This is a genomic window from Caulobacter sp. GW821-FHT05F04, assembly GCF_059419665.1.
The window spans coordinates 23,243-46,229 of the sequence record NZ_JBWKSF010000006.1 but is presented as its reverse complement, the minus strand read 5'-3'; the positions used below and the strand labels follow the sequence as shown (position 1 = coordinate 46,229).

At 67.8% G+C, this 22,987-nt stretch carries 20 protein-coding genes; 12 read left to right on the top strand and 8 right to left on the bottom strand.

Going from position 1 to position 22,987, the window contains the following annotated elements:
• Positions 1–25 precede the first annotated feature (25 nt).
• The 3 genes from AC07R7_RS16430 to otsA all read left to right on the top strand — a co-directional run bounded on the left by AC07R7_RS16430 (position 26) and on the right by otsA (position 5,319).
• Positions 26–2,926: a TonB-dependent receptor gene (locus AC07R7_RS16430; protein WP_494635907.1), complete on the top strand. Its 2,901-nt coding sequence runs from the start codon at positions 26–28 to the stop codon at positions 2,924–2,926.
• 117 nt (positions 2,927–3,043) lie between these two features.
• Positions 3,044–3,838 carry a trehalose-phosphatase gene (gene otsB, locus AC07R7_RS16425; RefSeq protein ID WP_494635906.1) on the top strand — a complete coding sequence of 265 codons (795 nt, stop codon included), beginning with the start codon at positions 3,044–3,046 and terminating at the stop codon, positions 3,836–3,838.
• On the top strand, positions 3,835–5,319 hold the full coding sequence (otsA, locus tag AC07R7_RS16420) for an alpha,alpha-trehalose-phosphate synthase (UDP-forming) (RefSeq protein WP_494635905.1): 1,485 nt from the start codon (positions 3,835–3,837) through the stop codon (positions 5,317–5,319). Before otsB ends, otsA begins: the two co-directional genes overlap by 4 nt.
• 167 nt (positions 5,320–5,486) lie before the next feature.
• Here otsA and AC07R7_RS16415 read toward each other — a convergent pair whose 3' ends face one another.
• Positions 5,487–5,852 carry a BlaI/MecI/CopY family transcriptional regulator gene (locus tag AC07R7_RS16415; protein WP_494635904.1) on the bottom strand — a complete coding sequence of 122 codons (366 nt, stop codon included), beginning with the start codon at positions 5,850–5,852 and terminating at the stop codon, positions 5,487–5,489.
• A 222-nt stretch (positions 5,853–6,074) separates the two neighbouring features.
• Here AC07R7_RS16415 and AC07R7_RS16410 point away from each other — a divergent pair, with 222 nt between their 5' ends.
• The 4 genes from AC07R7_RS16410 (at position 6,075) to AC07R7_RS16395 (ending at position 10,696) form a co-directional block, all read left to right on the top strand.
• Positions 6,075–6,899, top strand: coding sequence for a 2-keto-4-pentenoate hydratase (locus tag AC07R7_RS16410; protein ID WP_494635903.1), 825 nt, complete (start codon positions 6,075–6,077; stop codon positions 6,897–6,899).
• A 29-nt stretch (positions 6,900–6,928) separates the two neighbouring features.
• On the top strand, positions 6,929–8,203 hold the full coding sequence (locus tag AC07R7_RS16405) for an MFS transporter (RefSeq protein ID WP_492883940.1): 1,275 nt from the start codon (positions 6,929–6,931) through the stop codon (positions 8,201–8,203).
• A 162-nt stretch (positions 8,204–8,365) separates the two neighbouring features.
• Positions 8,366–9,421 (top strand): oxidoreductase, encoded by a 1,056-nt coding sequence (locus AC07R7_RS16400; protein ID WP_494635902.1) that lies wholly within the window; start codon positions 8,366–8,368, stop codon positions 9,419–9,421.
• A gap of 51 nt (positions 9,422–9,472) precedes the next feature.
• On the top strand, positions 9,473–10,696 hold the full coding sequence (locus AC07R7_RS16395) for a PQQ-dependent sugar dehydrogenase (RefSeq protein ID WP_494635901.1): 1,224 nt from the start codon (positions 9,473–9,475) through the stop codon (positions 10,694–10,696).
• 58 nt (positions 10,697–10,754) lie between these two features.
• On the opposite strand, the gene AC07R7_RS16390 is transcribed toward AC07R7_RS16395, so the two are convergent.
• Positions 10,755–12,521 carry an oleate hydratase gene (locus AC07R7_RS16390; protein WP_492883934.1) on the bottom strand — a complete coding sequence of 589 codons (1,767 nt, stop codon included), beginning with the start codon at positions 12,519–12,521 and terminating at the stop codon, positions 10,755–10,757.
• Between the two features lie 313 nt (positions 12,522–12,834).
• On the opposite strand from AC07R7_RS16390, the gene AC07R7_RS16385 reads away from it, so the two are divergent.
• Positions 12,835–14,382 carry a tryptophan halogenase family protein gene (locus AC07R7_RS16385; protein ID WP_494635900.1) on the top strand — a complete coding sequence of 516 codons (1,548 nt, stop codon included), beginning with the start codon at positions 12,835–12,837 and terminating at the stop codon, positions 14,380–14,382.
• Positions 14,383–14,522: 140 nt separating this feature from the next.
• Positions 14,523–15,137: a GntR family transcriptional regulator gene (locus AC07R7_RS16380; RefSeq protein WP_494635899.1), complete on the top strand. Its 615-nt coding sequence runs from the start codon at positions 14,523–14,525 to the stop codon at positions 15,135–15,137.
• A 62-nt stretch (positions 15,138–15,199) separates the two neighbouring features.
• On the opposite strand, the gene AC07R7_RS16375 is transcribed toward AC07R7_RS16380, so the two are convergent.
• From AC07R7_RS16375 to AC07R7_RS16355, 5 genes are all read right to left on the bottom strand, one after another.
• A complete protein-coding gene (locus AC07R7_RS16375; RefSeq protein ID WP_494635898.1) occupies positions 15,200–15,946 on the bottom strand; it encodes a calcium-binding protein in 747 nt (248 codons plus the stop codon).
• Between the two features lie 136 nt (positions 15,947–16,082).
• Positions 16,083–16,700 carry a hypothetical protein gene (locus AC07R7_RS16370; protein ID WP_494635897.1) on the bottom strand — a complete coding sequence of 206 codons (618 nt, stop codon included), beginning with the start codon at positions 16,698–16,700 and terminating at the stop codon, positions 16,083–16,085.
• Between the two features lie 6 nt (positions 16,701–16,706).
• Positions 16,707–17,327: a hypothetical protein gene (locus AC07R7_RS16365; RefSeq protein ID WP_492883926.1), complete on the bottom strand. Its 621-nt coding sequence runs from the start codon at positions 17,325–17,327 to the stop codon at positions 16,707–16,709.
• A 7-nt stretch (positions 17,328–17,334) separates the two neighbouring features.
• Positions 17,335–17,946 (bottom strand): hypothetical protein, encoded by a 612-nt coding sequence (locus tag AC07R7_RS16360; RefSeq protein ID WP_494635896.1) that lies wholly within the window; start codon positions 17,944–17,946, stop codon positions 17,335–17,337.
• A gap of 163 nt (positions 17,947–18,109) precedes the next feature.
• A complete protein-coding gene (locus tag AC07R7_RS16355; protein ID WP_494635895.1) occupies positions 18,110–19,474 on the bottom strand; it encodes a cation:proton antiporter in 1,365 nt (454 codons plus the stop codon).
• A 206-nt stretch (positions 19,475–19,680) separates the two neighbouring features.
• On the opposite strand from AC07R7_RS16355, the gene AC07R7_RS16350 reads away from it, so the two are divergent.
• Both AC07R7_RS16350 and AC07R7_RS16345 read left to right on the top strand, forming a co-directional pair.
• Positions 19,681–19,938 (top strand): type II toxin-antitoxin system Phd/YefM family antitoxin, encoded by a 258-nt coding sequence (locus tag AC07R7_RS16350; protein ID WP_494635894.1) that lies wholly within the window; start codon positions 19,681–19,683, stop codon positions 19,936–19,938.
• Positions 19,938–20,432, top strand: coding sequence for a PIN domain-containing protein (locus AC07R7_RS16345; RefSeq protein ID WP_494635893.1), 495 nt, complete (start codon positions 19,938–19,940; stop codon positions 20,430–20,432). Before AC07R7_RS16350 ends, AC07R7_RS16345 begins: the two co-directional genes overlap by 1 nt.
• Positions 20,433–20,435: 3 nt before the next feature.
• On the opposite strand, the gene AC07R7_RS16340 is transcribed toward AC07R7_RS16345, so the two are convergent.
• Positions 20,436–21,152, bottom strand: coding sequence for a hypothetical protein (locus AC07R7_RS16340; protein WP_494635892.1), 717 nt, complete (start codon positions 21,150–21,152; stop codon positions 20,436–20,438).
• A gap of 231 nt (positions 21,153–21,383) precedes the next feature.
• Here AC07R7_RS16340 and AC07R7_RS16335 point away from each other — a divergent pair, with 231 nt between their 5' ends.
• A complete protein-coding gene (locus tag AC07R7_RS16335) occupies positions 21,384–22,319 on the top strand; it encodes a DUF4238 domain-containing protein (protein WP_494635891.1) in 936 nt (311 codons plus the stop codon).
• Positions 22,320–22,987: the final 668 nt, after the last annotated feature.

Here is a 22,987-nt window from a genome sequence, read left to right as displayed (position 1 = left end):
GCTCGAAAATCGGAGAAGCTCTTTGGTGAGCCGCAAACTGGCCTTGGCCGGCGTCCCTCTGCTGGGCATCTGGGCCTGCGTCGCGACGAGCGCCTACGCCCAGGCGACCAAGCCCGCTGTCCCGGCCTCCGCCGAGCAGACCCCCAAGCCCGCCGCGGAGAAGCCGGTCACGCCCGATGACCTCGACACCGAGGTCGAGGCCATCACCATCACCGCCAGCGGCAAGCCCTATGGCGCGGTGATGGGCGACATTCCGCCGGAGGAGACCTTCAGCGCCGCCGACGTGCGTTCGTTCGGGGTCTCGTCGATCACCGACCTGCTGACCGAGCTGACGCCCCAGACCACCAGCGGCCTGGGCGGCGACCCCGTCGTGCTGCTGAACGGTCGTCGCATCTCCGGCATGGGCGAGATCCGCGACATCCCGACCGAGGCCATCCAGCGCGTCGAGATCCTGCCCGAGGAAGTGGCCCTGAAGTACGGCTACTCGGCTGACCAGAAGGTCGTGAACGTGGTGCTGCGCCAGCGCTTCCGCGCCGCCACGGTCGAGGGCCAGGTCGGCGGCTCCACCGCCGGCGGCCAACTGAGCGAAATGGCCAACTACAGCCGCCTGCGGCTGAACCGCGACGGCCGCACCAACATCGCGGTCAAGATCCAGAACAGCGACCGGCTGCTGGAAAGCGACCGAGACCTGACCAGCCGCAACGACAGCGGCCTCTATGACCTGATCGGTAATATCGGCCCCGCCCTGCCCGGCGCGACGCAGATCGATCCGGCGTTCAGCGCCCTGGTCGGCGCCCCCGTCACCGTGGCCGGCGCGCCGGGCTCGGCGGCCAGCGGCCGCCCCGCCCTGTCGGCCTTCACGCCCAATGTCGCCAACACCAGCGACCTCTCCGACAGCCGCACCCTGCTGCCCGAGAACCAGCAGCTGAGCCTCAACAGCGTCACCAACCGCTACATCCTCGACCGCGTTTCGGCGACCCTGAACCTGGGCCTGACCGCCTCGCGGAACAATTCGCTGTTGGGCCCGGCGCGGGCGCGTTTGCTGATCCCCGGCGGCGACCCGTTCTCGCCGTTCAGCCAGACCGTGGCGCTCTATCGCTATCTGGGCGAGCTAGCCCCGCTGGAGCAGACCAGCCGCAACCTCGCGGGCCACGCCGGCTTCACCCTGACCAAGGACACCGAAGACCTGCGCCTGTCGCTGACCGGCGCCTACGACCACGCGATCAGCAAGACGGAGACCGACCGGAGCGTCGACCTGACCGGCGTCCAGACCCGCCTGACGGCGCAGGATCCGACCATGAACCCGTTCGCGCCGCTGTCGGGCCTGTCCCTGACGCGGGATCGCGCCCGCTCGACCACCGACACGGCCGACCTGCAGTTCGTGGCCAACGGCGCCCTGGCCAAGTTCAAGGCCGGGGATCTGTCGACCACCTTCAAGCTGGGCGTCAGCGGCACGAAGCTGGACGCCAGGTCGTTCCGGGGCGGCGTCGAGGCCGACAGCGACCAGTCGCGCGGCGATCTCAACACCCAGGTCAGCTTCGACCTGCCGCTGGCCAGCCGCCGCAAGGGGGTGCGGGCCGGGATCGGCGACCTGTCGGCCAACCTGAACCTGGCCGCCCGCCAAGTCTCGGACTTCGGGACCCTGACCACCATCGGCGGCGGCCTGAACTGGTCGCCGCTTAAGCCGGTCAGCTTCATCGTCTCGGCAACCCGCCAGGAGAACGCCCCCAGCATCGCCCAGTTGGGCAATCCGCTGGTCACCACGCCGGACGCGCGGGTGTTCGACTATGTGCGCGGCGCGACCGTCGATGTCACCCGCGTCAGCGGCGGCAATCCGAACCTGCGGGCCGAGGAGCGCAACGTCCTGAAGTTCGGCGTCAATTTCCGGCCGGAGAAGATCCAGGGCCTGACCCTGAACGCCAACTACACCCGCATCCGCATCGACAATCCGGTCGCCGGTTTCCCGGCCGCGACGGCGGCGGTCGAGGCGGCCTTCCCCGATCGCTTCACGCGCGACGCCGACGGCAATCTGACCCGCATCGACAGTCGACCGGTCAACTTCGCCAAGCGCGAGAGCGAGCAGATCCGCTGGGGCCTGAACTTCTCCCGCCAGATCGGCAAGACTCCTCCGCCGCCTCCGGGCGGATGGCGCGCGCGCCAGGGCGTCGGCGGTCAGCGGCAGGACGGCGCGAGCATCCCTGGCGGCGATCTCCTGCGCCGCGCGCCCGCCAACGGCGCCGCCGGCGGCGAGCCAGGCCGCGCGCCGCGGCCCGACGATCAGGCCCAGAACCCGCAGAGCCAGCCCGCCCAGGCCGGCGAGGAGCCGCCGCGTCCGAACTTCGGCGACCGCGGCGGCGGCGAGGGTCCCCGCTTCGCCGGCGGCGGCGGACGCGGTGGCGGCGGCTTCGGCGGTAGAGGCGGCGGCGGCAATCCCCGCGCCACGCGACTGCAGCTGGCCCTCTTCCACACCATCCACCTGCGGGAGCGGGTCATGATCGCCGATGGCGTTCCGGCGCTCGATCTGCTGGACGGCGACGTCCTGGGCTCGGGCGGCGGCCAGCCGCGCCACGAGATCGAGGCCCAGGCGGGGATCACCCGCTATGGCCTGGGCGCGCGCGTCTCGGCCGACTGGCAGAGCGCCACCCACGTCCGCGCGGGCCTGGGCGGGGCGTCGACCGACCTGGACTTCTCTGACCTGGCGACCATCAACCTGCGCCTGTTCGCCGATCTCGGCGTGCGACGCGAGCTGGTCCAGGCCCATCCGATCCTGCGGGGCACGCGCCTGACCTTGTCGGTCAACAACCTGTTCGACCAACGGCAGACCGTGCGCGACGCCACCGGCGTGGTCCCGCTGACCTACCAGCCGGACTATCTGGACCCGCGCGGCCGGGTGCTGTCGTTCAACGTGCGTAAGCTGCTGTTCTAGTCACGTCCAAGTTCGAGGCCTCCGCGCAAAAACCCGTGAGCTTCAGTGTCCCGGGGGATCGAACCGTGCCGTTCGGCGTTCTTGGCGGATGTTGCTTTCTGATGAGGGGGTTCTCGCATGACCGCGGCTCAAACGGTCTCGCGTCTGGAATCTGTCGATCTCGCGCCCCCACCCGTCGAGTTGCCGCGCCGTTCGGCGCTGTTTCTCGACCTCGACGGCACGCTGGCGCCGATCATGCCGCGTCCCGACGACGTGGGTCCTGATGCGCGCCGCGCGCGGGTGCTGGCGCGCCTGCGCGACGCGTTGGAAGACCGCGTGGCCGTGGTCAGCGGCCGGGCCCTGACCAATCTCGACTACATCCTGGACGGTGGCGTGCCGGCGATCGGCGCCGTGCATGGCCTGGTGCGCCGCAGCGCCGACGGCCAGATGGTCGAGCGCGAGCCCCACGCGGGCCTGGCCGACGCCCGCCGCATCCTGGTCGAGCTGGCGCACTGCGAGCGCGGCCTGTTGTTCGAGGACAAGGGCCTGTCGGTCGCCCTGCACTACCGCAGCGCCCCCGGCTGCGCAGAGGCGGTGATCGAGGCCGCCGAACGCCTCTCGCAATCCACCGGCCTCGTCCTGCAGTTGGGCGACATGGTCGCCGAGCTGCGCACGCCCGGCGCCGACAAGGGCGCGGCCGTGACCGCCTTCCTGCGCGAGGCCCCGTTCCTGGGCGCGACGCCCGTGTTCGTCGGCGACGACCTGACCGACGAGGACGGCTTCTCCGCCGCCAACCGGCTGGGCGGCTTCGGCGTCCTGGTCGGCGAGCCCCGCCCGACCGAGGCGCGCTATCGCCTGCCCGACACCGAGGCGGTCTTCCGCTGGCTGGAGGGCCTCAGCGCGCCCCAGAGTGTCCTTGGGGTCCCGGCGTGAGCCGGCTGATCGTCGTCTCCAACCGCGTCAATCCGCCAAATCCGGCGGAAGGCGGCGAAGGCAGCGTCGGGGGCCTGGCCATGGCCCTGGCCGCGGCCCTGCGGGAGTATTCCGGAATCTGGTTCGGCTGGAGCGGCAAGACCATCCCGGAGTTCACCGGCCAGCTGAACATGCAGCGGATCGAGGGCGTCACCGTCGCCACCGTCGATCTCGAGGAAACCGACTACCAGGAATATTACAACGGCTACGCCAACAAGACGCTGTGGCCGCTGTTCCACTATCGCGTCGACCTGACCGCCTATGACCGCTCGTTCGGCGAGGGCTATGACCGGGTCAACAAGCGCTTCGCCGAGACCCTGCTGCCGCTGATCGAGCCGGACGACATCGTCTGGGTCCACGACTATCACCTGATCCCGGTCGCCCGCGAGCTGCGGCGGATGGGCGTGACCAACCGGATCGGCTTCTTCCTGCACATCCCCTGGCCGGCTCACCAGCTGGTCACCACCCTGCCCCGCCACAAGGCGCTGGTGGAGGCGCTGTTCCACTACGACCTGATCGGCTTCCAGACCGAGGAGTCGCTGCAGGCCTTCGAGGGCTACGTGTTCTCGGAAGTGAGCGGCCGCAAGAACGAGCGCGGCGAGCTGGTCGCGTTCGGCCAGCGCACCTGCGCGGCGGTCTTCCCGATCGGCGTCGACGCGGCGGACTTCGCCCAGATCGTCCAGGGCGAGAACGCGCGCAAGGTCTACGACCGGATGATGGCCCACAGCGTCTTCCGCAAGATGATCGTCGGCGTCGACCGACTCGACTATTCCAAGGGCCTGGAAGAGCGGCTGATCGGCTTCGAGCGTTTCCTGGCCGACCATCCGGACATGGTGCGCGACGTCATGCTGCTGCAGATCGCCCCGATCTCGCGCGACGAGGTCGAGGCCTATCAGGACCTGCGCGCGCGGCTGGACGGCCTGATCGGCCGGATCAACGGCGCCTATGCCGAGATGGACTTCACGCCGATCCGCTACGTCAACCGCTCCTACCGCCGCGACGAGTTGGCCGGGATCTATCGCGCCAGCCGCGTGGCCCTGGTCACACCCCTGCGGGACGGCATGAACCTGGTCGCCAAGGAATATGTCGCCGCCCAGAACCCCGACGATCCCGGCGTGCTGATCCTGTCGCGCTTCGCCGGCGCGGCCCGGCAGATGAAGGACGCCCTGATCATCAACCCCAACAGCCCGGAGGAGATCTCCGACGCGCTGGAGCGGGCCCTGTCCATGGAGCTGCCCGAGCGCCGGCGGCGCTGGCAGGCGCTGTTCGACAATGTCAGCCGCGAGGACGTCACCGCCTGGCGCGACGACTTCGTCACCGCCTTGCGCGCGCGGCCCGGGCCGGAGGGAGATGAACCGGAAAAGCCGGCGAGGGTGCGGACGCTGGATGTCGCGGCCAAGGCGCTGAAGGCCGGGCCTGAAGCGAAGGCGATGCGGGCTTAGGCGTTAGGTCTTCGCGCTCATCCCAAAAACCGATCTCCCCGGCGAAGGCCGGGGCCCAGATTCAGCCTGAGCGGTTTGGGATGATCCGAGATACGCCCCATTTGCCTATCGAGCGCTCGTGGGTTCGATCTGGACCCCGGCCTTCGCCGGGGAAACGGAGTTTGGAGCTACTTCTCGCTCATCCCGTCGATCAGCTTCTTCAGTTTCTCCACCTCATCGGCCCGCAGCGGGCGGTGCTGGGCGAAGTGGCTGATCAGCGGGGCCAGCTGGCCTTCGAACAGGCGGTCCAGCAGGCCCTGGCTCTCGGAGTGGACATAGGCGCTGCGGTCGATCAGCGGGCGGTAGCCGTGCTTGCCATCGGCGCGCTCGGACTTGATCGCCTTCTTCTTCAGCAGGCGGTTGATCAGCGTCTTGACCGTGGCCTCGCCCCACTGCTGGGCGGCGCCGACCTCGGCCACCAGATCGTCGGCCGACATCGGCTGGCGGCGCCAGAGGGCTTCCATGACATGCGCTTCGGCGGCGGTGATGTGCATGACACTTACATCCGTAATTCATCGGGGACGCTATACCCGCTATTACGCGTGTCAAGCCGCGTCTGGTTCATCGCCTGTCGATGGCCGCGAGCAGAGTCTGGCCGCGCCGGCCGCTTACGGCTCATTGTCAATGACACCGGTTTCCACTAGAGACTCCCCAAACCTGTGACCATGGCCCGCCAAGCGGGACCTGTGCTGAATATTCGAGGGAGGATTAGCGGCGTGACCGTTTCTGAGGCCGACAGCGAGGTTTTCGCCCCCGCGGCCATTGCTCCCCAATTCGTCAAGGCCCGTCAGGAGGGCGTCAGCGTCCCCGGCTATCCGGGCGGGGTGATTCCCGCGACCATGGCCGAAGGCTACGCCGTTCAGGATCTGGCCATCGCCGCCTGGCCGGACGAACTGGTCGGCTGGAAGGTCGGCCTGGTGCCGCCGCAGCATCGCGAGCGCCTGGGCGTCGACCGCCTGGCCGGCTGCATCTTCAAGTCCAAGGTCCAGGACGCCTCGACCGACGGCCAGCCCAATAAATTCCGCGCCATCGCAGGCGGCTTCTGCGCCGTCGAGGCCGAGTTCATCGTCCGCCTGGGCCAGGACGCCCCGGCCGATAAGACCGAGTGGACCGCCGAAGAGGCGGCCGACTATGTCGGCGAACTGCTGGTCGGCGTCGAGATCGCCGGCAGCCCGCTAGCCACCATCAACGCGCTGGGCCCGACGGTCGTGGCGTCTGACTTCGGCAATAACGATGGTCAGATCATTGGTCAGGCCATTTCCAACTGGCGCGACATCGCCTGGGAGGATATGCCGGTCGAGACCTTCCTCAACGGCAAGTCGGTGGGCAAGGCCACGGCCGCGACCATCCCGGGCTCTCCGCTGGCCGCCCTGGCCTTCCTGCTCGGAACCGTCGCCGCGCGCGGCAAGCCGCTGAAGAAGGGCATGATCGTCACCACCGGCGCCACCACGGGCATTCACGACGTGGTCGCCGGCGATGTCGCCCATGTGAGCTTCGGCCCGTACGGAACCGTGGACTGCATCGCCGTCCCGGCCAAATAAGAAGACCATAAGGGGAAGGACGCGTGTCCATGGACGTTTCGAAAGCGCCCGAGCCATCCGAGAAGATCGGACGGTACCGTTGGGTGATCGTCAGCCTGCTGTTCGCGGCGATGGTCATCAACTACGTCGATCGCCAGACGATCGGCCTGCTGAAAGCGGACCTGTCGAAGGAATTCGGCTGGGACGAGACCCACTACGCCGACCTCGTGTTCTATTTCCAGATGGCGTACGCGATCGCGTACCTGGCCTGGGGCAAGATCATGGACAAGATCGGGGCCCGCTGGGGCTTCGGCGTCGCGTTCGCGATCTGGCAGATCGCCCACATCGCCCACGCCGCGGCGGCCGGCTTCGGCGGCTTCGTGGCCGCCCGCATGGGCCTGGGCATCGGTGAGGCCGGCGGCTTCCCCGGCGGCATCAAGGCCGTGGCCGAGTGGTTCCCCAAGAAGGAGCGCGCCTTCGCCACCGGCCTGTTCAACGCCGGCACCAATATCGGCGCCATCGTCACGCCCCTGGTCGTGCCGGGCATCGTGCTGGCCTTCGGCTGGCAGATGGCCTTCATCGTCACCGGCGTCGCCGGCCTGGTCTGGCTGCCGATCTGGCTGCTGGTCTATCGCCGCCCGCGCGAGCAGAAGCGCCTGGGCGCGGCCGAACTGGCCTATATCGAGCAGGATCCGGCCGACCCCGTCGAGAAGATCGGCTGGACCAAGCTGCTGACCAAGAAGGAAACCTGGGCCTTCGCCCTGGGCAAGTTCCTGATCGACCCGATCTGGTGGATGTTCCTGTTCTGGCTGCCGGACTTCCTGGGCAAGCGCTACGGCCTGGACCTGAAGTCGTTCGGCCCGCCGCTGATCGCCATCTATCTGCTGAGCGACGTCGGTTCGGTCGCCGGCGGCTGGATGTCGTCGACCCTGATGAAGAACGGCGCCAGCATCAACAAGGCCCGCAAGCTGACCATGCTGGTCTGCGCCCTGCTGGCCGTGCCGGTGATGTTCGCCGCCAAGGCCGACAGCGTCTGGCTGGCCGTGCTGATCATCGGCGTCGCCACCGCCGCCCACCAGGGCTTCTCGGCCAATCTCTACACCCTGCCCTCGGACGTGTTCCCGCGCGCCGCGGTCGGCTCGGTCGTCGGCATCGGCGGCATGCTGGGCGCCTTCGGAGGCATGGTCTTCTCGAAGTACATCGGCAAGGTCCTGGACCAGATCGGCAGCTACACCCCGATCTTCATCGTCGCCGGCAGCGCCTATCTGATCGCCCTGCTGGTCATCCACCTGCTGACGCCCAAGATGGAGCCGGTGAAGATCTGACCGGCGCGTCCTTCGAGGCGCGCTAAGGAGCGCGCACCTCAGGATGAGGACCGTTGCTGAATCCCTCTTCCTGAGGCGCCCGCATCGCGGGCCTCGAAGGACGCAGGGCCGAAGACGAAAGGCCGGGGAGCAATCCCCGGCCTTTTTCGTTAGAAGGCGGTCATGGCCACCTCTCCTCTCCACGTCGCGCCCCTTAAAGTGGCCCTCGTCGGCTACGGCTATGTCGGCAAGACCTTCCACGCCCCGCTGATCGCCGCGACGCCGGGCCTGGCGTTGCGCACGGTGGTGTCCAGCGACCCGGCCAAGGTCGCCGCCGACTTCCCGGAGGTCCGCGTCGTCGCCGACCTCGAGGCGGCCCTGACCGATCCGGCCATCGACCTGGTGGTCATCGCCACGCCCAACGCCCTGCACGCGCCCCAGGCGATCGCCGCGCTGGCCGCCGGCAAGGCCGTGGTGGTCGACAAGCCGTTCGCCGTCACCGCCGCCGAGGCCGAGACCATGGCCGATGCGGCCAAGGCGGCCGGCAAGCTGCTGGCCGTGTTCCACAACCGCCGCTGGGATAGCGACTTTCTCACCCTCAAGCGCCTGATTGATGACGGCGTCCTGGGCGAGATCGTCCAGTTCGAAAGCCATTTCGACCGCTTCCGCCCCCAGGTTCGCGACCGCTGGCGCGAGCGGGCCGGCCCGGGCGCCGGCGCCTGGATGGACCTTGGCCCCCACCTGCTGGACCAGGCCCTCGCCCTGTTCGGAGCGCCGCTGGCCATCGCCGCCGATATCGGCGTCCAGCGTCATGGCGCGGGCGCGGACGACTATTTCCACGTCACCCTGCGCTATCCGGTCCTGCGGGTGATCCTGCACGGCAGCCTGCTGACCGCCGCCGCCGACCCGCGCCTGGCCGTCCACGGAACGAAGGCCAGCTTCGTCAAGCACGGCCTCGACCCTCAGGAGGGCCAGTTGAAGGCCGGCATGACCCCCGGCGCGGCCGGCTATGGCGTCGACGCCCGCCCGGGCGTGCTGACCACGGTGGAGAACGAGGTCCAGGTCCACGCCCCCGTCCCGCCCGAACCGTCGGACTATCGGGCCTTCTACGCCGGGGTCCGCGACGCCATCCTCCACGGCGCGCCCTCGCCCGTGCCGCTGGAGCAGGCCCTGCGGACGATGGCGCTGCTGGAGCTGGCCCAGCGCGCCTCGGTCGAGCGGCGAGAGCTGCCGATTTAGCCGCCCGAACCGGGTAGCCCCCGCCGCGAAAAGCCGCTTAACCTGCCGCCCATGCGCCCATCCCTGCTCACCGCCTCCGCCGCCCTCGCCGCCGCCCTGGCCGCCTGTGGTCCCGCTCCCGCCCAGCCTCAGGCCGGCGCCCCCGTCGAGAGCCGCCCGGCCAACGCCCCCGACCAGAAGCCGGCCTTCGTGGGCCAGACCCGCGCGCCGGGCCTGAACTCGAACACGGTCGGCCAGTACACGACCCTGGCCAGCGGTCTGTCCCACCCCTGGGGCATGGCCTTCCTGCCCACCGGCGACATCCTGCTGACCGAGCGGGCCGGCCGCCTGCGCATCTTCGGCAAGGACGGCAAGCTGTCGCCGGCCGTGGAGGGCCTGCCGGCGGTGTTCGCGCAGGGCCAGGGCGGCCTGCTGGGCGTGGCGCTGGATCCCGCCTACGCCCAGAATGGCCTGGTCTACTGGGCTTACGCTGAAGCGGACGGCGGCGTGAACGGCACGGCCGTGGCGCGCGGCAAGCTCGTGACCGGCCCCGGCCCCAGACTGGAGAACGTCCAGGTCCTGTGGCGCCAGGCGCCGAAGATGGACAGCGCCCTGCACTTCGGCGGCCGCCTGGTGTTCGCCAGGGACGGCACGCTGTTCATCACCACCGGCGAGCGCTCGATCCTGGAGGGCCGCGTCCAGGCCCAGCACCTGGACGCCACCCTGGGCAAGGTGGTTCGCATCAACGCCGACGGCTCGATCCCCAAGGACAACCCCTTCGTGGGCAAGGCCGGCGCCAAGCCTGAGATCTGGTCGCTGGGCCACCGCAACCTGCAGGCCGCCGCCCTCGACCCCAGCGGCAAGCTGTGGACCGTCGAGCACGGCGCGCGCGGCGGCGACGAGCTGAACCATCCCGAGGCCGGCAAGAACTACGGCTGGGCCACGGTCACCTACGGCGAGGAATATTCCGGCAAGCCGATCGGCGACGGCCTCACCGCGAAGGACGGCGTGGAGCAGCCGGTCTACTACTGGGACCCGGTGATCGCGCCCTCCGGCATGGCCTTCTATGAGGCCAGCCTGTTCCCGGCCCTGAAAGGCAGCGTGCTGATCGGCTCGCTGAGGGAAAAGCACGTCGATCGCCTGGTCCTCAAGGACGGCAAGGTCGTCGGCGAGGAGCGCCTGTTCACCGACATCGGCGCCCGCGTCCGCGACGTCGCGGTCGGCCCCGACGGCGCCATCTACGTCCTGACCGACGAGGAGGACGGCAAGCTGATCAAGGCGACGCCGAAGGGATGAGGGCATCGCCCGGTCCGCCATGAGCCGACGTCCCGGGCGATGCCCATGGATCGCCTGACTACTCCGGGATCAGGTGGGCGTCGCGCAGCAAGTCGCCGACCTCGGTGGCGTCGATCTTGCTGAGCAGCAGCTCGCGAAGGAACGCCGGCCCCGGCACGTCGAAGGCCTTGCCGTCGCGAACATGCCCCATCGCGGCGAGCAGCTTGCGCACGTCATAGGTCGAGTTGAAGACCTCCGGCACGCCCCGCTCGACGTTCAACAGCGTATAGACCGCCTCCATCGGCGTACGGACGGAATACTCGGTGGTGAAGATGCAGTCGCGTTCGCCGGACTCGGCGAACTGGCCGATGAAGGCGAAATTGACCGCGCCCTTGGGCACGACGTCCGGCCTGTCCCCCGCCTGCCGCGGCATGAAGAAGGCGGTGATGTAGGGCATCATCACCGGCACGGCCTTGGCGCCCGTCGCGGCCAGCTCGGCGATCTCCTCGACCGGAACGCCCATGTGGTAGAGCCACTCCTGGGTGATCTCCTCGCCCGTGCAGTCCTGCATCGGCTTCTTGACGAAGTCGCCGGGCTTGTCGACGAACAGCGAATAGACCCAGACGATGACCTGGTCCTTCGGCTGCTGCTTGAAGTGCGGCTGGCGGCTGACCGTCCAGCTCATCAGCCAGCTGGAGTCCTTGACGGTGACGATGCCGCCGGTGACCACCGTGCCGCTGAACGGGTCGCGCTTGGCGACCTTCTGGATGTAGGGCGGAATTCGCGCGTCCAGGGTGGTGATCGTCGCCGACTCCCACTTGGTTTCGGGAATATGCGCGCCGAAGACGTCGGGCCGCCCGAACGCCGGATCCTTCGCCGCGATGTTGCGCCAGAGGTCCCAGGCGGGCGCGGGCCCCTCGTTGAGCTTCGCGGGCGTATGGTGGTCGCCGTTGTCGGAGTTCTCGGTCAGCGATCCGATGGTCATGAACACCAGATCGTCGGGACCCAGGTCGACGCCGCCGTCGACGCCGTCCTGGCGCCAGTGGATGCGCGTGGCCTGCTTGCGCTCCGCCGTGATGTCGAAGTCGACATCGGTGACCTCGACGCCGTAGCGGAACGTGACGCCGCGATCGGTCAGCCACTTGTACAGCGGCAGCACCAGCGACTCGTACTGGTTGCGGCGCGTGAACTTCAGGGCGGTGAAGTCGGCCAGGCCGCCGATATGGTGGATGAAGCGATGGACGTAGAGCTTCATCTCCAGCGCCGAGTGCCACTCCTCGAAGGCGAACATGGTGCGCCAGTAGAGCCAGAAGTTGCTCTTCAGGAAGTCCTCGCCGACCACTTCGTTGATCCGCTTGTTCTCCATCTCCTCGCGGGTCGCCAGGAAGAGCGAGATCAGGTCCTTCTGGGCCTTGCCGTTCAGGGTCAGGCGTTCCACGTCCTCGATGGGCTCACCCCGGTTCTGGGTCGCCCTTTGCAGGGAGAAGTTCGGGTCGTCCTTGTCCAGCCAGTAGAACTCGTCGAGCACGCTGGCGTCCTCGACCTCGAGCGACGGGATCGAGCGGTAGAGATCCCAGAGACATTCGAAATGCTCTTCCATTTCGCGGCCGCCGCGGATCACGAAGCCCTTTTCGGGATCCTTGATGCCGTCCAGGGCGCCGCCCGGAAGCGCCAGCCGTTCGAGGATGGTGATCTTCTCGCCCGACATGTGTCCGTCCCGGATCAGAAAGGCCGCCCCGGCCAGGCTGGCCAGCCCCGAGCCGACGAAGAACGCCGTCTTGTTCTCCACGCCCGCTGGTTTGCGGGGCCGGGCGAAGGCTTCGTAATTTCCGCTGCTGTAGTACATGGCGAGATCCTTTCCGGAAGCCGGAGGCTCAGGGGACGCTAGGGAGGGCACGGCGCATCGCTCGCGGCCAAACCGGCGAAACAGCCGGCCGCGATCTGGCCTGTCCGGACGCGCGGGCCGGTCATGGGATCATGTCGGAACGCGCGCCGGTGGAGTGTCCTAATGGATGAGTGTGCTCATCCATTGAGTGTGATCACCCCGCCAGGAGGCCACAATCGGGGTTATCCCGTAGGGCGAACCGCCGATGCTGGATGACGCTGACGCGTTCCGTCGAACTTCCCTCCCCCGCCCCGAACTCTGCTATCAATCCGCCATGCGGCGCAGGCGAAGCATCCTCATCGTGGGCGGCGGGACGGCGGGGTGGCTGACGGCCGCCTACCTGGCCAAGGCCCTGCGCGTGGCCGAGCAGGACGACCTGACGATCACCCTGCTGGAATCGCCCGACATCGGCATCGTCGGCGTCGGCGAGGCCACCTTCCCCACCATCCGCAACACCCTGAGGTTCCTGGGCGTCGACGAGGCCCGGTTCATTCGCGAGACCTCGGCGACGTTCAAGCAGGGCATCCGCTTCGTCGACTGGGCGGAGACGCCGGCCGACGGTCGCCATCACAGCTTCTTCCACCCGTTCGAGGCGCCGTTCTCGACCGAGGGAGCTTCGCTGGCGCCCTACTGGCTGCTGCAGGACGAGGCCGGCCGCGCGCCGTTCGCCGAGGCGGTGACCATCCAGGCCCGCGTCGCCGACGCGGCCCGCGCGCCCAAGCGGCCGCACGAGAGCGATTTCGCCGGACCGCTGAACTACGCCTACCACTTCGACGCCGCCAAGCTGGCCCAGGTGCTGGCCGAGCGGGCCGGCGAGCTGGGCGTGCGCCACCTGCGGGGAAACCTGTCCGAGACGATCCTGGACGAGACGGGAGCCATCGCTCGCGTCGTCAGCCCCGAGCACGGCGACCTGACCGCCGACCTCTATGTCGACTGCTCGGGCTTCCGGGCCGAGCTGATCGGCAAGGCCCTGGGCTCGCCGTTCAAGTCGGCCAGGCCGATCCTGTTCGCCGACCGGGCGCTGGCCTGCCACACGCCCTATGACCGCCCCGACGCGCCGATCCAGAGCTACACCATCGCCACCGCCCACGAGGCCGGCTGGACCTGGGATATCGGCCTGGCGGGCGGGCGCGGCGTCGGCTGCGTCTATTCCAGCGACCATATGGACGACGCCCGCGCCGAGGCGGTGCTGCGCGAGTATCTGGGCGGGGTCGAGGCGGAGACGCGCAAGATCAGCTTCGACGCCGGCTATCGCCAGAAGCAGTGGATCGGTAACTGCGTCGCGGTGGGCCTGTCGGCCGGCTTCTTGGAGCCGCTGGAGTCCACCGGCGTGGTGCTGATCGAGGCGGCCGTGGCGATGATCGCCGAGCTCTTCCCGCGCAACGGCCCGGTCAGCGCCCCGGCCCGCCGCTTCAACGAGCTGATGGCCGCGCGCTACGACAACATCATCGTGTTCCTCAAGCTGCACTACGCCCTGAGCCGCCGCCAGGAGCCGTTCTGGCGCCAGAACACCGATCCGGCCTCGATCCCCGAGCGGCTGGCCGAGCTCCTGGAGCAGTGGCGCTATCGCCCACCTGCCCGGTTCGACTTCATCCTGGATCTCGAGACCTTCGCCTTCTTCAACTACCAGTACATCCTGTACGGCATGGGCTTCAAAACCGACCTGGCCGCCGGCGCGGGCGAGTTCCCGGACGTGGCCGGCGCGGCCAAGCTGTTCGCCAAGATTCGCGGCTTCGCCGACCGCGCGACGCAGGACCTGCCCAGCCACCGCGACCTGATCGCGCGGATCAATGCATCGGGGTTCGAGACCGAGCCCGCCTGATTGAATTAAATCTAAGATTGTATTTTCACCTCATCGCCCATAGGCTTCATACAGCCTGCGGTCGTGCTTCGAACGACCGAGGCGCGGATGGTGGAGAGTGCAGCTTGGTCCCATCCCGATCGGCCGCGGAAACGCGGAGCGTGCCGCCAGGCTCCACGGGCGCGGACGCTCACCTCGCCTATGTCTTCCTGCGGCAGGCCTTGATGGACGGGCGGGTGCGTCCGGGCGCCCGCCTCAACCCGGACCTGCTGGCCGATCCGCTGCGGGTCAGCCGGACCCCGATCCGCGAGGCGCTGATCCGCCTTGAGGCCGAGGGCCTTATCGCCGCGCGCCGCTATCACGGCTTCTTCGCCAAGATGCTGGACGCCAAAGAGCTCGACGACCTGTACGACGTCGTGAAGGTCGTCTTCGTGCAGGCCCTGGCAGGGCGGAGCCTGATCTCCCGCCGCGTCGAGGATCACGACGCCCCGGAGGTCGAGCATCTGATCCGCGCGGCCAGCACCGCGCTGGGCAATGCCGAGGCGACGGCGATCGCCGACCGTTTCCTGGTCCGCACCCATTTCGTCCGGTCGATCCATCTGGAGCGGCGGCCCCGATTCATTCCCCATGGCCTGAGGCCCGTCGCGCGCGGCGGCGAATGGGCCAGTGAGCGCGTCTCGCGACGCCTGACCCGGCTCCTGACGGTGGAACGCCGGCGCCTGCCGGACCTGGTCCGGATCGCCAACGCGCGGGCGTCGGCGTCCGAGCTGCCCTGAACGAACGGCGGGAAAGGAAGGGAGCGGCGCGCCGCCCCCTTCCCCTGCTCTGTCGGAAACCTCTAGACCAGAAGGTAGAAGTTGCCGTCGTTCGGCACGATCGCCACCAGGTCAGTACCGGCGATCAGCGCGTCCGTGACGCCGATCACCTCGATGAAACCCTGGCCTTGGGTGAAGAAGTCCTCGACCGTGACGTAGGAATTGAACTGATTGTCGTTGACGAAGTCCGCCACGTTGCTCAGCAGCAGATCATCACCGGACCGGGCGACCGCGAGGCTGGCCAGGTTCGTGTTCACCAGATCGATGAAGTCGTTGGCGCCGCCGCCGGAGCCCGGCGTCCAGGTCGCCGACATGTCGTCGTTGATGATGTCGCCGCGGCCGTCGTCGACGAGCGCGACGAGGTAGGTGTCATCGCCCGTCCCACCGGCCATCCGGTCGTTGTTGCCGGAGTCGCCGGCCAGTTGGTCGTTGCCGGCGCCGCCGATCAGCAGGTCCGTGCCGGAGCCGCCGAACATCACATCATCGCCGGTTCCGCCCAGCAGCGCGTCATCGCCCGCCTGGGCGATGAGAAGGTCGTCACCGGCCCCGCCATCGAGCGTCGAGCCGATATAGGCGCCGCCGATCAGGCCCTTGTTGCCGCCGATGATGGTGTCGTTGCCCCCGAGCCCGGACAGGCTGTGTCCGGTCTCGTTGAAGGCCAGACCGTGGGAACTCCAGTCAATGGTGTTGTCGTTCGCATCGCCAAACCAGCTCGCCATACTTCCCTCCAGCACTAGAATATATTCCGCGATCTTCTTGACTTCCGCCACAAGATCGGCCCGGTCACATCGATCTGCTCGACTCCAGGTAGAAATATCTAGACATACGAAGATTACGGCGGCCAGCCCGAGGAAAAGTATATTCTCTCAAGGCTAAAAGTCTTATTTCTCGTTTACGCTATATTTGTCAGGCCCGAATGTCGCTGAGGCGCGCGCGTCCATTGAAGAAGTCCGGGACCCCATTGGCCGCGGCCCATTCCGTGGGCGTCATGCGCGCCGGGAGCTTGGCCTGCTGGGCGACCCAGGCCTCCTGGGTCACCGCCGTATCGAGGCTGGCGAACGCCCCGCCCGTCGCCTTCAAGATTTGTTCGGCGCGCCATTTGGCCAGTTCGGGACCCTTCATGCCGGGCGGATGCTCCCCGTCGATCTGGGTCGCGCCCGGACCGCTCATCACGCCGCTGTTGTAGACCGTGGCGATCACCTCGCCGTTCTTGGTGACCTGGCCATAAGGCTTGTCGTTCTGGGCGGCGGCGAAGCCCTTCACGTAGTCGCCATAGCCATCGAGCTGCGCGCGCCAGGCCTTTTCGCGGGCCTCCATCTCCGGCCGAACCGCCTCCCACCGAGCCATTCGCGCCTGCATGTCGGCGCTGGTCAGCGACACGACCCCGAGGGGCTTGGCGACGGGCCTCGACGTACCCGCCGGCGTCACGTCCGGCTCGAGGGTGAAGGCCGGGGCCGGCGACGACGCCGCCTGGGTCGTTGGGGCGTAGGCCGCCTGTTGGGACGAAACCGCGTTGATCGACATGGCAGATCAGGCCCGGATGTCGCTGAAATGCGAGCGCCCATCGAAGAAGTTGGAGAACCCGTTGGCCGCCCCCCACTCCATGAGCCCTAAGGTGGGCTTGCTGTTGGCCTGCCGGGCGCCCCAGGCCTCCTGGGTCTCGGCCGTATCGAGGCTGGCGAACGCCCCGCCCGTCGCCTTCAAGATTTGTTCGGCGCGCCATTTGGCCAGTTCAGGGCCCTTCATGCCGGGCGGATGCTCCCCGTCAATCTGGGTCGCGCCCGGACCGCTCATCACGCCGCTGTTGTAGACCGTGGCGATCACCTCGCCGTTCTTGGTGACCTGGCCATAAGGCTGGTCGTTCTGGGCGGCGGCGGCGTCCTTCGCGGCATTACCCCAGCCTTCCAGCATCTCGTGCCAGGCCTTGGCGCGCGCCTCCATCTCCGGCCGCTGCTGCTCCAGCAGCGCCATGCGCGCCTGGATCTCGCCGCTGGTCAGCGGCGCCACGCTCAGGGGGGGCTTGGGGGCGAGCTTCGGCCTTTCGGTCGGCGCCGCATCCGGTTCCAGGGTGAAGGCCGAAGCCGGCGACGCCGCCGCCTGGGTCGGGGGCGTGTAGACGGACTGCTGGGACGAAACCGCATTGATCGACATGGGAAGGTCAGGCTCGGATATCGTGCGCGCGTTCGTTGTAGACGTCCGCGAATCCGTTGGCCGCGCCCCAATCCATGAGCTTCATGATCGGCGCGTTCTTGGCCTGCCGGGCGACCCAGGCGTCCTGGGTCTCGGCCGTGTCCAGGCCGACGAACGTCCCGCCCGTCGCCTTCGAGATTTGCTCGGCGCGCCACTGGGCCAAGTCTGGACCGGTCATGCCGGGCGGCTGGTTCCAATCGATCTGGGTAGAGCCCGGGCCGCTCATCGCACCGCTGTTGTAGACCGTGGCGACGACCTCGCCGTTCCTGGTGACCTGGCCGTAGGGCTGGTCGTTCCGGGCGGCGACCTGGCTCTTCACGTAGTCGACATACCCATCGACCTGCGATCGCCAAGCCTTTGAGCGGGCCTCCATCTCAGGCCGGACCGCCTCCCAACGAGCGTGCAGCGCCTCCACGTCGAGGCTCGACATCGCCACCACCCCGAGCGGTTTGGTGACGGGCCTCGCCGTCCCCGCCGGCGTCACGTCAGGTTCGAGGGTGAGGGCCGGGGCCGACGACGACTCCGTCTGGGTCGGGGGCGCGTAGACGGCAGGCGGGGACGAAACCGCATTGATCGACATGGGGGCTCCTGCGGGTAGACGGGGCGACTTCGCAGGAAGCAGCGGCAAGCGTCGTGCCAGACGCTTGCCGCTGCTTTTCAATCACTTAGCAGACCCACACTCGCGAGAAACGCTACCTTCGGCAAATGCTGCCGACTAAAGGTTGCACAACCCCCGATCGAGATCAGGCCCGCGCGCCGTCCGGGACCGCGCCCAGCTCGCCCGACGCGCGGGCCTTCTTGCCGTAGACGGCCTCGAACAACGGGGTGGCCATGACCGTGGTGACGATCGCCATCAGCACCAGCATGGCGAACAGGGTCGGACCGATGACGCCCTTCTGCAGGCCGATATTGATGATGATCAGCTCCATCAGGCCGCGCGAGTTCATCAGGGCGCCGATGCCCATGGCCGTGCTGTGCTGCTCGCCCGACAGGCGGGCGGCGACGTAGCAGGCCACGCCCTTGGCCAGGATCGAGGCGGCCAGCACGCCCACCGCGATCAGCAGCAGGGTCGGCGAATTGACCATGTCCAGGCGCGTGTTCAGGCCCGAATAGGTGAAGAACATCGGCAGCAGCAGAACGACGGCGACCGGCTCGACTTTCTTCTTCAGCTCCTCGACGAACAGGCCGCGCGGCATGACCGCGCCCAGCATGAAGCCGCCGAAGATGGCGTGGATGCCCACGGCGTCCATCAGGAAGGCCGACAGGCAGAACAGCATCAGGGTGATGGCCATGACCGTCGGGGTCATCTCGCCGGCCTTGTCGACCATGCGGCCCAGCGGGGCCAGCAGCTTGCGGCCGAAGACGGTCAGGAACAGAGCGTAGGTCACGCCGCCGCCGATCGCCAGCACCGCCACCCCCGGCCCGCCGCCGAACGTCGCCAGCACGATGGCCAGCACGCACCACGAGCAGGCGTCGTCGAACGCCCCGGCCGTCAGGGACAGGGTGCCCAGCGAGGTGTTCTGCAGGCCGCGCTCGTTGATGATCCGGGCCAGCATCGGGAAGGCGGTCAGGGCGATGCAGGCGCCCATGAACAGCGTGGCGTTGGCGACGCTGATGGTGGGCGCGAACAGGCCCGGCACCTTCAGCAGAAGCGGGGTGATGGCCCAGGCCACCAGGAACGGCGTGATGATCCCGGCCAGCGACACGCTGAACGCGCTCCTGGCCTTGGACCGGAAATGCTCGACCTTGAAGGTCGTGCCGACCAGGAACATGTACAGCCCCACGCCCAGCTGCGAGCCGACATAGAGGATGTTCTTGGTTTCCTTAGGAAACAGGGCCAGCTGGAAGTCGGGAAACAGCAGGCCCAGCAGAGACGGACCCAGGACCACGCCGGCGATCATCTCGCCCACCACCTGCGGCTGGGCCAGGAACTTCTGCCCCAGCCAGCCGACCACCCGGCAGGCCAGCAGGATCACGGCCAGCTGCAGAAAGAAGTGCACCGAAAAGTCGCCTGGCGCGTAGCTGTGAGCGGCGGCCTTGGCGGCCGGACCGTGCGGCGACAGAACGTCGGCCAAGGTGGCGAGCGTGCTCGCGAGGATGTCTGACACGTCTAGTCGCCCCCGAAATGGATCGTCTTGGCTTTGCGCCTTGACCCCATGCAAGGCGAAGATCGGCGCGGAGCGCAATCCGGAACCCACATTTTTGACACGGCTGTCAGTCGATTGTTTTCGTTGCCCATTTTTTGTTGCCGGAACGCCACTATGTAGTAACGTACCTACAGACAGCCTTGTCATTTTCGAGCGGTGAGCGAGCGATGAAGGTCCTGACGAGCCGCGAATTCAACCAGGATGTCAGCCAGGCCAAGCGCGCGGCGCGACTCGAGCCGGTGTTCGTCACCGATCGCGGCCGCCCCACCCACGTGCTGATGAGCGTCGAGACCTATCGCCGGCTGACCGGCCAGACCGAGACCATCGTCGACCTGCTGGCCATGCCCGGCCTGGCGCCGGTCGACCCGCAGCGCTCGACCGAGACCTGGAGCCGCCAGACCTGGGACGGGAAGGACGGCGACTGATGCATCTGCTGGACACCGACGTCGTCTTCGAGCTGCGCAACGCCAAGACGGGCGCCGCCGATCCGGGCCTGGCCGCCTGGGCCGGCGCGGCGTCGCGCTCCAGCCTGTTCATCTCGGCCCTCACCCTGCTGGAGCTGGAGACCGCGACGGTCCGCGCCGAGCGCAAGGACAAGGTCCAGGGTTCGCGACTGCGCGACTGGCTGGACAGCCGCGTCCTTCCCGCCTTCGACGGCCGCGTGCTGGCGATCGACGCCGCCGTGGTCCGCCGCCGGGCTCACGTGCCGCTGACCGACAGCCGCGACGCCCTGCTGGCCGCCACGGCCCTCGAGCACGGCCTGACCCTGGCCACCCGCGACGCGGCGGCCTTCGCCAAGGTTCCCCGGCTGAAGCTGTTCAATCCCTGGGGCTACAAGCCCGAGGAACAGGAAGAAGACTGGGGCGAAGCCGCCAAGGCCGGCGCCCAGTGGCTGCGCAACATCTTCGTCCGGGGCTGAGGCTCAACGGACGCCCGCCACGTCCGTCGCCGCGGCGACGCGCACCGTCGTCGAGAACGGCGCGAGCGGCGCGTCGACGCGGGGCGTCGGGGCCGGCGGCTCGGCCGCGACCAGGACCGGAACGGGCTCGGCGGCGACCAGCGCCGGCGGCGGCGCGGGCTTGGCGGCCACGAACACCAGGCGGTTCCCCTCGCAGGTCCCGGCGTTGTACAGCCCCTTCAGATAGCCGCGCCGCACGAAGCCGGCCTTGATGGCGTCGCGGACCATCTGGTCGTGGCGCTCGGCCCCGGTCAGGCGGCGAACCCAGCCGCGCATCGGGATCACGTCGGTGATCGTGCTGGCCACCACGCCCAGCACCGGCCTGGCCATGCCGCCCTGCCCGCCTTCGGCGTCATCGCCGCGATCATCGTAGTCGTCGCCCAGCACCGCGTCGAACCGGTCGATCTCGGCCTTCAGCGGCGCGCAGCCGGGCGACGGCGGGGCATAGGGATCGGTCTGGGCCTTTTTCAGCAGATCGGGGATCTCCGAGCGCACCAGATTGATGTCGCGCAGCGGCGCGGCGACGGCCGAGCCGAGACTGTCGGTATTGGCCTCGGCGGAGGTCTTGGGCGTCTCCTGCCGCTTGCCGGCCAGAGCGGCGTCAGCGGCGCCCACACCCACGCAGAACGCCAGCAAGGCGGCGCCGACCGTTCGGGTGGATCTGAGGACTGGCGACGTCATGTCCGTGAGCTCGCACGATTAAACCACGTCGCATCAACCCGGGAATCGGCCCGGCCGTTCCGCGGGGCGCGCGAACGTGATTGGCGGAGGCCTGAGCGCCACGGCGGCGCCACACAGGCGGTCCGCAACCGGACCTATTCAGAGTCAGTAATGGGTGGTTGTCGGAAGTTGAGGCTCTGGCCCGAACTGCTTGAAATGGCGCTTCCTAGATACGCGTGCAACGATGGCGGCATGGCTCGGGGACACCGCAAACAGCACTACGTCGCGCAGAGCTACCTATTGGCCTGGGCCGATCCCAACGTGCCAAGCCATCATGACCCCTACGTCTGGTCCTTCCCCGCTGAGGGCGGAGACGCGAGGAAAAAGGCCCCGAAGAAAATCTTCCACGAAATCGACATGTACACGCTACCCGTGGAGGGAGGTGGCCGTGACGTGACTATCGAGAAGCGACTGAACAAGCTGGAAAGCTTGTTTTCCCAGGTACGTCGACACAAGTTGGACCAACGCAAAGCGCTGGAGACTGATGATGAACTTGCGATCCTGACGTTCGCGGCAGCGCAATATTTCCGCACTCCAGCCATGCGCAAGCACCTCCGTGGACAATGGTCACCGGTCGTCAATTCCATGGAGCGGATGAAGGCTAGCGTCGAGCGGATGACCCCAGAGCAAAGGAAGGCAGCTGCGAGACCACCCTTCCGCAACGACGGCATGTCAATGACCGAGGACGATGTACGGCAGCTTGTTGCATTCCCGCTCCAGCACACCATCATGTCGAACATCCAAACGGTCGTGCCCCATCTCACGCGGTTCGATCTAGCGCTACTCTGCACGAACGAGGCGAACCCGTTCATCACCTCGGACAACCCCTGCGTTTGGTTCGATCCTGCTGGTCACAAGCGATTGCCGGTCCATCGCGGTCCGGCGCTGATGTATCCAACGCTTGAAATCACCATGCCCTTGAGCCCGACCTGCCTGTTGTTACTGAACAAGAAGGGAGTGGCCGGATATCTTGAGATTCCGGATATCCATGTAGCCGAATTGAACCGTCGTACTCGCGCGCACGCGGCAGAGTATTTCGTCTCGCGGACAAATGCCGCTGACCCGTTCTGGTATATTCGAGGCGAGCCACCACGGGATGACGAGATCGGCCCGTCGATCCTCTACTAGGCAATTCGGCTAGGCTCAGGCCGTTAGGTCTGAATAGCGTCGGGAACGGAAATCGGATCCGTCGCTCGAAGCGGACATCCTACCTATCGGGCGCGCCGGCGGTTCTCAGCGCGTTGGCGACGGCAAAAGCCTCAACCGTCATCCCGCGCTTCATGCGCGGGACCCATTTGTCCGCGGCAAAAGAAGAGCGGAAAATGGCGCCCACGCGGAGCTGAACCATGGGTCCCGCGCATAAAGCGCGGGATGACGGGGATTTTTGATTGAAGTGGAGCGTCACGCTCCAGAGCGAAGCACGGGCATCCAGCCCCCTCCATCCCCGGCTCCAAAACCTGCCGTATCCTCTATCCACCTCGAAGCACTGGGGAGGGCGCGCGGCCAGCGACCTTCGCGGCTTCGGGGGGCGGTCGAGCGGTGGAGGTCCGAGGGGGATACTCGGACGGTCCGGGGATCTGGTTCGCTGACCAGACCCGCCCGCCGTCGGCGTGGTCGAAGGCAAAGGGGCGTGTCAGGCTGTAAGCCCGTCCTCTTCGATCATCGGAGCTTGCTGGAAACAGCGAGGTCCGGGTTCCGTTAAGGCCTGAACAGGGCCACCTGACGGGACGCTGGCGGATAACGATCGCGCGGGGCGTCAGGCTTCGTCGAAACGGTATTTCACTTTCCTACTCCGG

Excerpts from the sequence above, each read along its gene's own strand:
- otsB (WP_494635906.1), top strand. The coding sequence starts at position 3,044 with ATGACCGCGGCTCAAACGGTCTCGCGTCTGGAATCTGTCGATCTCGCG.
- AC07R7_RS16415 (WP_494635904.1), bottom strand. The coding sequence starts at position 5,852 with ATGCACATCACCGCCGCCGAAGCGCATGTCATGGAAGCCCTCTGGCGC.
- AC07R7_RS16405 (WP_492883940.1), top strand. The coding sequence starts at position 6,929 with ATGGACGTTTCGAAAGCGCCCGAGCCATCCGAGAAGATCGGACGGTAC.
- AC07R7_RS16400 (WP_494635902.1), top strand. The coding sequence starts at position 8,366 with ATGGCCACCTCTCCTCTCCACGTCGCGCCCCTTAAAGTGGCCCTCGTC.
- AC07R7_RS16395 (WP_494635901.1), top strand. The coding sequence starts at position 9,473 with ATGCGCCCATCCCTGCTCACCGCCTCCGCCGCCCTCGCCGCCGCCCTG.
- AC07R7_RS16390 (WP_492883934.1), bottom strand. The coding sequence starts at position 12,521 with ATGTACTACAGCAGCGGAAATTACGAAGCCTTCGCCCGGCCCCGCAAA.
- AC07R7_RS16385 (WP_494635900.1), top strand. The coding sequence starts at position 12,835 with ATGCGGCGCAGGCGAAGCATCCTCATCGTGGGCGGCGGGACGGCGGGG.
- AC07R7_RS16370 (WP_494635897.1), bottom strand. The coding sequence starts at position 16,700 with ATGTCGATCAACGCGGTTTCGTCCCAACAGGCGGCCTACGCCCCAACG.
- AC07R7_RS16365 (WP_492883926.1), bottom strand. The coding sequence starts at position 17,327 with ATGTCGATCAATGCGGTTTCGTCCCAGCAGTCCGTCTACACGCCCCCG.
- AC07R7_RS16360 (WP_494635896.1), bottom strand. The coding sequence starts at position 17,946 with ATGTCGATCAATGCGGTTTCGTCCCCGCCTGCCGTCTACGCGCCCCCG.
- AC07R7_RS16350 (WP_494635894.1), top strand. The coding sequence starts at position 19,681 with ATGAAGGTCCTGACGAGCCGCGAATTCAACCAGGATGTCAGCCAGGCC.
- AC07R7_RS16345 (WP_494635893.1), top strand. The coding sequence starts at position 19,938 with ATGCATCTGCTGGACACCGACGTCGTCTTCGAGCTGCGCAACGCCAAG.
- AC07R7_RS16340 (WP_494635892.1), bottom strand. The coding sequence starts at position 21,152 with ATGACGTCGCCAGTCCTCAGATCCACCCGAACGGTCGGCGCCGCCTTG.
- AC07R7_RS16335 (WP_494635891.1), top strand. The coding sequence starts at position 21,384 with ATGGCTCGGGGACACCGCAAACAGCACTACGTCGCGCAGAGCTACCTA.